The 7,178-nt window shown below is 33.4% G+C and carries 9 protein-coding genes and 2 tRNA genes; 9 read left to right on the top strand and 2 right to left on the bottom strand.

Features of this window, described 5'->3' with window-relative positions:
* Positions 1 to 137: 137 nt before the first annotated feature.
* The 3 genes from I0Q91_RS11470 to I0Q91_RS11460 are packed head-to-tail and all read left to right on the top strand — an operon-like array spanning position 138 to position 2,343.
* Positions 138 to 1,034 (top strand): hypothetical protein, encoded by an 897-nt coding sequence (locus tag I0Q91_RS11470; RefSeq protein ID WP_270454691.1) that lies wholly within the window; start codon positions 138 to 140, stop codon positions 1,032 to 1,034.
* Positions 1,035 to 1,053: 19 nt separating this feature from the next.
* Positions 1,054 to 1,410, top strand: coding sequence for a carboxymuconolactone decarboxylase family protein (locus I0Q91_RS11465; protein WP_270454690.1), 357 nt, complete (start codon positions 1,054 to 1,056; stop codon positions 1,408 to 1,410).
* Between the two features lie 3 nt (positions 1,411 to 1,413).
* A complete protein-coding gene (locus I0Q91_RS11460) occupies positions 1,414 to 2,343 on the top strand; it encodes a mechanosensitive ion channel family protein (protein WP_270454689.1) in 930 nt (309 codons plus the stop codon).
* A gap of 74 nt (positions 2,344 to 2,417) precedes the next feature.
* Here the strand turns inward: I0Q91_RS11460 and I0Q91_RS11455 are convergent, their stop codons facing one another.
* Positions 2,418 to 2,789: a Fur family transcriptional regulator gene (locus I0Q91_RS11455; protein WP_427854505.1), complete on the bottom strand. Its 372-nt coding sequence runs from the start codon at positions 2,787 to 2,789 to the stop codon at positions 2,418 to 2,420.
* Positions 2,790 to 2,908: 119 nt separating this feature from the next.
* Here I0Q91_RS11455 and surE point away from each other — a divergent pair, with 119 nt between their 5' ends.
* From surE to sfsA, 3 genes are all read left to right on the top strand, one after another.
* Positions 2,909 to 3,676: a 5'/3'-nucleotidase SurE gene (gene surE, locus I0Q91_RS11450; RefSeq protein ID WP_270454687.1), complete on the top strand. Its 768-nt coding sequence runs from the start codon at positions 2,909 to 2,911 to the stop codon at positions 3,674 to 3,676.
* 116 nt (positions 3,677 to 3,792) lie between these two features.
* Positions 3,793 to 4,026 (top strand): hypothetical protein, encoded by a 234-nt coding sequence (locus tag I0Q91_RS11445; protein ID WP_270454685.1) that lies wholly within the window; start codon positions 3,793 to 3,795, stop codon positions 4,024 to 4,026.
* A gap of 55 nt (positions 4,027 to 4,081) precedes the next feature.
* Complete coding sequence (sfsA, locus tag I0Q91_RS11440; RefSeq protein ID WP_270454683.1) at positions 4,082 to 4,798, top strand: DNA/RNA nuclease SfsA; 717 nt, start codon at positions 4,082 to 4,084, stop codon at positions 4,796 to 4,798.
* A gap of 76 nt (positions 4,799 to 4,874) precedes the next feature.
* Here sfsA and I0Q91_RS11435 read toward each other — a convergent pair.
* Positions 4,875 to 4,950: transfer RNA gene (locus tag I0Q91_RS11435), tRNA-Thr, on the bottom strand.
* Positions 4,951 to 5,260: 310 nt separating this feature from the next.
* On the opposite strand from I0Q91_RS11435, the gene I0Q91_RS11430 reads away from it, so the two are divergent.
* The 3 genes from I0Q91_RS11430 (at position 5,261) to rimO (ending at position 7,178) form a co-directional block, all read left to right on the top strand.
* A complete protein-coding gene (locus I0Q91_RS11430; RefSeq protein WP_270454681.1) occupies positions 5,261 to 5,554 on the top strand; it encodes a DUF2103 domain-containing protein in 294 nt (97 codons plus the stop codon).
* A gap of 56 nt (positions 5,555 to 5,610) precedes the next feature.
* Positions 5,611 to 5,687 (top strand) — tRNA-Pro (locus tag I0Q91_RS11425).
* 150 nt (positions 5,688 to 5,837) lie between these two features.
* On the top strand, positions 5,838 to 7,178 hold the full coding sequence (rimO, locus tag I0Q91_RS11420; protein ID WP_270454680.1) for a 30S ribosomal protein S12 methylthiotransferase RimO: 1,341 nt from the start codon (positions 5,838 to 5,840) through the stop codon (positions 7,176 to 7,178).

Here is a 7,178-nt window from a genome sequence, read left to right as displayed (position 1 = left end):
CGATAGCTCAGCTGGCAGAGCGAGTGGCTGTTAACCACTTTGTCGCAGGTTCGAGTCCTGCTCGGGGAGCCATTTTTTTATATCCATATTTATAATATTAAGTGAAAGTATTATAATTAAAATAAGCAGGTGTTATTATGGGTATTTTTAAATATTATATTTATGTACTTTTGCCAATTCTAATTGCATTAATAGCATCATTTAGATGGAATGGAGCTGGAAGCTTTTTTCCATATATTATGATGTTTTTGTTTTTTGCAGTTAATGAGATTGGCAATTTTTTTATTTCAGATAACCAATTATATGGGATGATATTTTATCTTAATCATTTTCGATATGAGAGTGAAATCCAGCCTCTTAATAAAGGCGAGGAATTTAAATTTATAAAGATTAATATTAATCATAATATTTTAGGCCTTGCTCTTATACTTTTATCTATTGTAATATATATGTTTTTAGTCTTTTTTATTGAGTTAGACTTATTTTATTATTTTAATATATTAATTTTGTTATTTTTATATTATATTGTTCCCAGGTTAGAGCTTATAAAAAAGGATTATTTAAATATTGGAGTTATTTCAGCTCTGCTTTCCGGGCTTTTATTTTTATCATTTTACTTTATCGATTTAACAAATGTAAAGGTTATAGTCTTTAACTTATTATTTATAATATTATTGCTTGAATTTAATATATTTTTATTTTTGAGTTTAGCAGATAATTATCTTATAGAGTCTAAATATAAATTAGAATTTTACAGAACTACAAAAAAGTATAATTATATATATGGAATAATTCTTTTAATGGCTTATTCTTTATTTGCAATCAATTTAACATTGACCAATAATTTAATCTGGATAATTCCACTATTTAGTCTTCCTTATATATTTTATTTATTTTCTAACTTTACAAAGATGGTTAATCAAGGTAAAATTAGTTTAAATAGACTTAAAGCTGTTAATTGGATGAATATAAAAATATTTACTGGTGGTTCTGTAATTATAATTTTACTATTACTATTGGATATTATCTTTTAGGTTAGGAGGTATTAGTTTTATGGCTGATAAAGATTTCTGGGATGAATATAATGAGTATAGGGAGAAAATGAATGAGAGAGTTATGGAGACTGATAATTTAAATATTAAGAGATTTTTTAATTTGGATACAAAGGCTTATGATGATGGAGCCCTGGATAAAAAGACTAAGGAAATGTTAGGGCTGGTAGCTTCACTTGTTTTAAAATGTGATGACTGTATTAATTATCATATGCAGGAACTCTATAAATTAGATATTACTGATGAAGAATTATATGAAGTCTTAAATATCGGTTTAATTGTTGGAGGTTCGATTATTATCCCCCATTTAAGAAAAGCTCTAGAAGCCTGGGATAAGTTAGTTGAAAAGGATGAATAGTATATGACTACTATTAATGAGATTATTGCTTTTGCTTTAAGCGATAGGACTGAGTTATTGAGAAGATTTATTTTAACGTTATTATTTATTGCTTTTATTTATTATTTAAGGCAATATATTAGCAAGAAAATAGATAATAGGATTAAAGATATCTCTAAAAAGTTTAGATATAATAAGGTTTTAAATTATATCTCCTATGGTTTAGGGTTTATATTAATATTCCCTTTATGGTTTCGAGGTTTACAGGGTTTTATGACATTTTTTGGCCTTTTTTCTGCTGGTTTAGCTATTGCCTTAAGGGATATGGTCGCCAATATTGTCGGTAGATTGTATCTAATAATCAGGCGGCCATATAATATCGGTGATAGAATTGAGATTGGTGGAGTAAAGGGTGATGTTATTGATATAAGGTTATTTGAAACTTCTCTTATGGAGATTGGTAACTGGGTTGATTCAGATCAGAGTACTGGCAGGATTGTATTTGTGCCCAATGGACATGCTTTAAATAGAAATATATCCAACTATACCCAGGGCTTTGAATTTATCTGGAATGAAATAAAGATATTATTGACCTTTGAAAGTGACTGGAGGAAAGCGAAGAAAGCCTTTCAGGAGATTGCTGATATTAAAGCCAGAAAGATTAATCGAGAGGCCAGGGAAAAAATAATTAATTCAGCAAAAAAGGAATATAAAAAATTGACACCTATTGTCTATATGAATGTTAAAGAAAGTGGTGTTGAGCTTACTATCCGTTATTTATGTGAGCCAAGAAAGAGAAGGTCTACTAATGAAAATTTCTGGGAAGAAATAATGGATTTTATAGAAAATAATCATGACGTTGATCTGGCGTACCCGACTTACAGGATATATTCTCAGGGTAATGATGTCGCTGATAGTAATAGAGAAGAAAATAGTGGAAATATGAAGGGATAAATAGTTGATAGAATAATAGAGTTAAAAATAGAGATAAATAAAAAACTACCGAATTTAATCGGTAGTTTTAAAAACTAGGAATTCTGGCATTTATCACAGATCCCGTAAAATTCCAATCTATGTTCATTAATTGTAAAAGGAGTTGCTTCATCTGCCTGTTGATTGAGGGTTTCTTTAAGGTTTATATGGATATCATAAACGCTATCGCATTCCTGACAGTGAAAATGATAATGCTGTTCAGGAGTTCCGTCATATCTGCTATGGGTGCTGCCATAATCGAGAACCATTATTTCTCCCTGTTCTGCTAAAAAATTAAGATTACGATAAACGGTGCCCAGGCTTATATTTGGTATCTCATCTTTAACTTCATTGTAAATCCAGTCAGCAGTTGGATGGCAATCAGTACTTTTAAGTGTTTCAAGGATAGCTTTTCGCTGTTTTGTCATCCTGGTTTTCTTTTTGCCCAATATTCTCCCCTCCTTTTGCAATAATCATTACTAGAAGTATATCAAATATTTTTTTTAAAAGCAAGTAAAATGGTATAGAAATAAAGGAGATATCAATTATGAAAATATTATTAGTTAATGACGATGGTATCTATGCAGAAGGAATTAATAGTTTAGCTGAAGCTTTAATTGAGGCAGGTCATCAATTAAAGGTAATTGCACCTGATCAGGAGAGGAGCGCTATCAGTCATGCAATTACTATTAGAAAGCCGTTAAGATTATTTAAAACTGTGAGCAAGAGATTAGGTAATGACGCCTATAGGGTTAATGGTACTCCAGCTGATTGTATTAAACTTGCTCTTAAGGTTTTTGAGGATTTCAAGCCCGATCTTGTCATATCAGGCATTAATCATGGCCATAACCTTGGATATGACGTCTACTATTCTGGAACTGTCTCAGCGGCAATAGAGGCCTATATACAGGGTTATAAGGCCATTGCTGTCTCACTCTCAATCGATGAATCTAAAAATTTTACAGCAGTGGCTGATAAGTTAGTTGATTATTTAAGTAATGATGATTTTATAGAAACGCTTAATCTACTTGATGGTCCTTTGAATATTAATTTTCCTGATTTAAAATATTCTAAATATAATGGCTATAAGATTACTACTCTAGCTCCTCATTTATATGAAGATTCAGTGGAGGAGAGGATTGATCCTGCAGGAGGCAAATATTTTTGGTTTAGAGGTGGCAATAAATCTTACGATGATGATAAAGCTGATATAAATGCAATAAAAAATGGCTTTATTTCGATTACTCCGTTAAATCTAAATATTTCAGATGATAAGAAGATTGATATTTTAAATGATAATCTTTCCCTGGATTAATATTAATTATATTTAAAAGTTGATAAAATCTATCAATTTTTGCAGGAGTTTTTTAAAAGACCTAGAATATAATGTTAAGAGTACTGATTCAACTAAAATATCAGAGAGGTGATATAATGCAATTTATTCTTAAATTCAAGGATGGTACGACTTATTTAAGTGACGATATTGAGGAAATTAATGGTATTCCATGTGTGGCTCAGGACTTGAATAGACATATTGAAGATACTGGTTTCTTAAGTTTGTTTTTGAGGGATCAGGAGAAAGATAAAATTGAAATTAAAACGCAAGAAGGTAAAATGGAAAATAAAAAGTGTAGTGAGCTTTATTCAGTAGAAGTTGTATTTTAACTAATTGACTTACCGGGGAAATTTTCCCCGGTTATTTTTTTTGGAGGTGGAATATATGGAACTGCCTTATATAGATTTTTCTGATAATTTATTGAAAGCAAAGATTATTGCAAGGCCTAATAGATTTGTTTTGATTTGTGAAGATGAGTCAAGTAATAAAATTAAGTTACATCTGCCAGATCCTGGCAGACTGCCTTTGATTATCAAAGAGGGTAGGGTTGTATATTATAAGCCGACTGATAATCCTGAAAGGAAGACAGCAGGAAGTGTAATTTTAGTTAAGCTGGATAATGATGAATTTGTTTCGATGAATTCTCATCTGGCCAATGATCTGGCAGAGGTTGGTCTGGAGAATGAATTCTTTGATGGCTTAAGTGATTATAGCATTAATAGGCGAGAATATACCTGGGGTAATTCCAGGTTTGATTTTTTATTAAATGCTACTGATGGTGATGAATATCTTTTAGAGGTTAAATCTGTTAATTTAGTAGATGATGGCCAGGCCTGTTTTCCAGATGCTCCAACTAAAAGAGGGGTCAGGCATCTTGAGGAGTTGATTAAGTGGAAAGATGTAACTGGTAATCTGGCTGGAGTTTTATTTATTGTTCAGCAGGAACAGGCTGAATTATTTAAGCCCTGTGAGGAGATTGATCCTGATTTTGCTGAAACTTTAGATAAAGCCAGAGAGGCCGGGATAGATATCTTTGTTTATGATACAAATGTTGATTTAAATAAAATAATGCTCAATCAAAGGATTGAGCAGAACTGGTAAATTATATTTAGTTATTAGCAATATTTTCTATGTAGGTGTTAGCTGGATTCTTTGATTTTTCAGCTATAAATAAAAATGGAGCTGACGACCGGACTTGAACCGGTAACCTGCTGCTTACAAGGCAGCTGCTCTACCAATTGAGCTACGTCAGCTTGAAAATTTATTATTTAATTACCTCAACACAAAATATATTATAACGTAGTATGTTCGATGCGTCAAGGGTTTTTTGAAAATAATTCAGTTTTATTTTGAAGTTTTACTTATGTAAATTTTAAGTTATTTCAGAATAGTTTATTTAAAGTATTTATAAGAAGTATCAGGAGTGGGTTGGTACTGGGTTGGTACTGGGTTGATACTGGGTTGGTACCGGGGATGTATACTATTGAAGGTATATTAATATAGTTTTAAACTGTACTTGAAAACTATTATATGTTATAATACATTTTGAGTTGGTGATTATAAATGGGTGGCAAATATAAGATTGATAAGATTAAACAGGAACATACAATTATTGATGATATTTTGCCTTTACTTGAGGGGATTTCAATTCACCCTTTAGTTAAGAGTATTATTCCTGGGAGGATAAACCGGAGAAAAGGGAGTGGAGTTCAGCCTTTTTTAAGGTTGAAATATAATACTTCCAGTGGCTTTAAAGTTCTGGCCAAGAATAGCTCCTCGATTCAGGAAGTTTTTATTGTGACTGATGATCCTGATAAGCTTGCAGAATGGCTCAGAAAGAAGGATTGGGTTAAGTAGTTTAGTCTTGACAATGGTATGAGGATTTTGTATAATATTTCTGTTAATAATTTAATCGGGTTGTGGCGCAGCTTGGTAGCGCGCACGCCTGGGGGGCGTGAGGTCCCGGGTTCAAATCCCGGCAACCCGACCATTTCAGTTTTTAATCGGCCTGGAGGCCGATTTTTCTTATATTATATAGTAATTTTTACTGGTTAGCGCAACTGCTTGCATAGTTAGTGAACTATGTTTATAATTAGTTTAAATAGGTCAATTTATTAATTTAATGATTAGGAGTGAATTTATGTCTGTTAGGGTATTTATTTATAATTTAGGTTGTCCGAAAAATCAGGTTGATGGTGAGTATATTGCCGGATATCTGACTGAATCTGAAAATATAACACTTGTTGATGATTATGAAGTTGCTGATATTATAGCTGTTAATACCTGCGGGTTTATTGAGACTGCCAAGGAGGAGTCGATTGAGGCTATTTTTGAGGCGGTGAAGTTAAAGGAGACTGGAAACTGTCAGAAGGTTATTGTGACAGGCTGTCTGGCCCAGAGATATGTCGATGATATTAAATCTGATATTCCTGAAGTAGATGGCATTTTCGGGATCGGTGATTATCAGAAGATGGTTGAATTAGTTGAAGAGGTTAAAAGGGGTCAGAGGGTGACCATGGTTAGCGAGCCTGAACAGGGTTTAAACCGAGATATTCCCAGGGTTCATAAGGAAAAGGGAACTGCTTATTTAAAAATTGCTGATGGCTGTGACCAGAACTGTACCTATTGCACTATTCCATCGATTAAGGGTGGTTTTAAGAGCCGGGAAATGGAATATATTTTAAATGAGGCCAGAAGGCTTGTTGAGCAGGGGATTAATGAGTTGATTCTGGTGGCCCAGGATACTGCCCTTTATGGCCTTGATATTTATGGTGAGGTGCGACTGGCCGGGCTTTTAGAGGAGCTTGCAAAGATAGACGGTTTAAAGTGGATTAGATTGATGTATACTTATCCTGAACATCTTGAGGAAAAAGTATTAGAGGTGATGGCCAGGGAAGATAAAATCTGTAATTATTTAGATATTCCAATCCAGCATGCTGCCGGTCAGGTTAGAAAGAGGATGGGCAGACCTGGAGATAGGAGCTCTCTGGAGGCTAAGATTGCTAGGATTAGAAATGTTCTGCCTGATGTGGTGTTAAGGACTTCGCTAATAGTCGGATTTCCAGGTGAGTCTGAGGAAGAGTTTGAGGAGTTAGTTGATTTTATAAAAGAGGTTAAGTTTGATCGTCTTGGAGTATTTACCTATTCCAAGGAGGAGAATACCCCGGCGGCAAGACTTGATGGTCAGCTGGATGAGGATCTTAAAGTTAGGCGCTATAATCAGATAATGGAAGAACAGCAAACAATAGCCCTTGAGAAAAATAGCGAGAGAGTTGATAAGAAGCTGGAAATAATTGTTGAGGAGATTGATGGCAACCGCTTTAATGGCAGGACTGAATATGATGCCCCAGAGATAGATAATGCTATCAGCGGTGAGTTGCCTGAGGAATTTGAGATTGAGATAGGTTCTATTTATCTTGCTTTAGTTAAGTCGGCTTTTGAATATGATCTTGAAGGAGAGATTATTGATGAAATTGGCTGA

It is taken from the genome of Halonatronomonas betaini (assembly GCF_015666175.1).
In the GTDB taxonomy this organism is placed as follows: domain Bacteria; phylum Bacillota; class Halanaerobiia; order Halanaerobiales; family Halarsenatibacteraceae; genus Halonatronomonas; species Halonatronomonas betaini.
This window is presented reverse-complemented; position numbering and strand designations above follow the sequence as displayed.